At 35.0% G+C, this 1,940-nt stretch carries 1 protein-coding gene; it reads right to left on the bottom strand.

Annotated elements, in window-relative coordinates; genetic code table 11:
• Nucleotides 1–266: 266 nt before the first annotated feature.
• Nucleotides 267–1,940 (bottom strand): glycerophosphodiester phosphodiesterase (locus HT721_RS10775; protein ID WP_345890562.1); only part of this gene is annotated, 1,674 nt, incomplete at its 5' end.

Raw genomic sequence — 1,940 nt, forward strand, 5'->3', positions numbered from 1 at the left:
TATTTATTCGGAAAAGAAATTAAAAGTCTCCTAATTTTTAATCAATTCTTTCTAATGGATATAGAGAATAAAGGAAGCTTTCCAATTTCTAGTACCATTTTAGAAGTTGTAATGTACTATTCCAATCTCAAATTACTATAAAGTTGATTGAAACAAGAACAAGACAAACAATCCTCGTAAACGAATTGCAACCACAAAAAAAGCAAGCATTCACAAGAATACTTACCTATCATGGGAGGAACAACCGTTCCTCTTTTTTTTTACTACTAAAATTCAAAGAATTCCAATGCTTTTTTCAAAAGCAAATCCGTATATTCTGGATCTTCTTGGGCTACTTCTATTTCCCACTGAACTTTTTCCAAATCATCTGTAATCACTCNNGATTTGTTGATAGCTTCTGAATCATTGACAGTCCATACATAAAGTTTCTGATCTGTTGTCCATAGTTTGCTTACAAAATATTCATCCAAGGTCGAGTACTCCATAGTATATCCTGTCGCCCTTGTTTTAGGAAAGACAGAATTGTAGGGCATGATGAAATAAACTGGCAGTTCGGCATCATACTGTCTTACTTTTTCGACAACATGGTAGTCTAAAGATTGGATTTGATGTCCATAAATCTTGAGCTTTGCAGCATAACGAGCTAAAAAGCGGTCCATCATGTCTGGACTATCTTTTTTACTGGTTTTGATTTCAATTAGTAATTTTTGACCAAGTTCGTTGGCTCGACTGAGATAATCTTCAAAGCTTGAAATTTTAGTCTGGTAGCCATTTTCAAAAATATCAATCCCTTTAAGCTCCTCCAAGTTTAAGTCTTGAGGACTTTTATTGATACCTGCTAGATTTTTCAAGTTAGCATCATGCATCATGACAAACTGCCCATCTTTTGTTTCCTGCACGTCCGTCTCTACCAAGTCTGGTTTGAGTTGTGCTGTAGTTTCCAAGGACTCTACTGTATTTTGAATCCCATTTGCATTGGAAACCCCTCGGTGAGAAATAAGCTGAGGTAGATGAACCATGGGAGCCTCCAGATAAATATAACCTTCTAAGGCAAAGAAAAGACTAGCACAAGTCATGACTCCCCATCGCATGATGTGATCTTTTTCTCTCCTAGGAAGCATATCCAGCTCCTTTCCTGTCAAAAATGAAACAAATTTAACCAAAAAGTAAGTCAGAGCCATATAATAAAGATTTTTAATCACAACAAAATTCAAAATACCAAGAATCAGAGACTCTCTCTGAGTGATGTCATCTACCAAAGTTTGAGCCAATAACAAAGGAATCAAAGGAAGATAAAATAATAAATTTGCCTTGAGCAAGATATAAAATAAATTCCAAGCATAAAAAACAACTCTTTTCTTGGTTTTCTCCAAGCTAAACATCACTGCTTCTCGAACAGTCAGCTGATCATATACAATCTTCGGAAGGGCAAACATCAATCTGACAGAGACATAGAGAAAGATAAGAGATAGAAGTAGGATGCTCAGCCACCACATCCAATATTTATCTTCTAAATAATCTTGGATAAACTCTGGAATAACGATTTTATTGAGATAATAAATCTTCAGCATTTTCCGTATAAAAGGAAAAAGCATAGCTATATAGAAAAAGATAAACAAGGCTTTAGCGCAAGTTAGCTTTTTCATAAATCCAAAACTTTCATGGAAAACCTTGCGGATATACTCAATTAGCCTTCGCTTTTCATGATAGAGAAGATGACGAGCACCAATAAAGAGGAGTCCTATTTGAAAATAAGCAACCAGAAGGTTAATGATAATCAAGGCTAAAAAAGCTAGACTAATCAATGGAGAATGAGTGAGGATGGCTAAGACATTGTTATAGGAAATAAAAAGATAACCTGTCTGATCTAATAAGAAGCTAGCCAACCATGAATTGAATGGGACCCACAAATACTCCACTATCATAAAAATCAAGAAAAA

The organism is Streptococcus sp. 4094 (assembly GCF_013277125.1).
Lineage (GTDB): Bacteria > Bacillota > Bacilli > Lactobacillales > Streptococcaceae > Streptococcus.